Genomic DNA, 674 nt, shown 5'->3' on the forward strand with positions numbered 1-674 from the left:
TATTGGCACAGGACCGCAATCTGTATCGGTATTGAATGGCGCATTCAGTTTGGTTGCAAATCATGAGCTTTCTCTGTGGACTGCCCTATCAATGACCCAAGTGAGTATCATCTGCGTGAGCTTGTTTGTTCTCGCGCTGGGTGTTTACTACATCATGACGTTCATCGGTGGCGCAATGTTCACCATGAACAAGGCGCTAAACACGCTTGCTGATGGCGACCTAACCGCGCGGATGAATTTCTTCCCTGTTCGTGATGAGTTCAGTGAAATCGCCATCACGATTGATAAAGTCGCGGAGCGTGAACAAAACATGGTTCAATCTATCCAAGAGTCTGTCGCTCTTATGCAGCAAATCAGCTCGGACTTGAATCAATCGATTCACCACAGTTCTGAAATTTCTGCGACGCAACAAGAACACCTCACCTCTCTTGCAAGTGCAACGGAGCAGATGGCTTCAACGATTCGTGAAGTTGCGACACTGGCTCACGACTCAAGCACACAGACGGATGATGCACGTAGTGTGGCTCAATCAGGCCAAGTGAAAGTCGAAAATACGCTTCACTCGATTTCAAATCTGTCGAATGAGATTCAATCTGCTTCTCAAGCGGTTGAAGAGCTAGATGCAAACGCAGCGCAAATTGATGAAGTCGTGACAACAATCAACGGTATCTCAG

Annotated in this window: 1 protein-coding gene; it reads left to right on the forward strand. The window is 47.3% G+C overall.

Going from position 1 to position 674, the window contains the following annotated elements:
* The coding region (locus tag R7R24_RS27330) for a methyl-accepting chemotaxis protein (protein WP_318120215.1) at positions 1 to 674 on the forward strand (674 nt) is incomplete at both ends.

This window comes from Vibrio sp. 704, assembly GCF_033339295.1.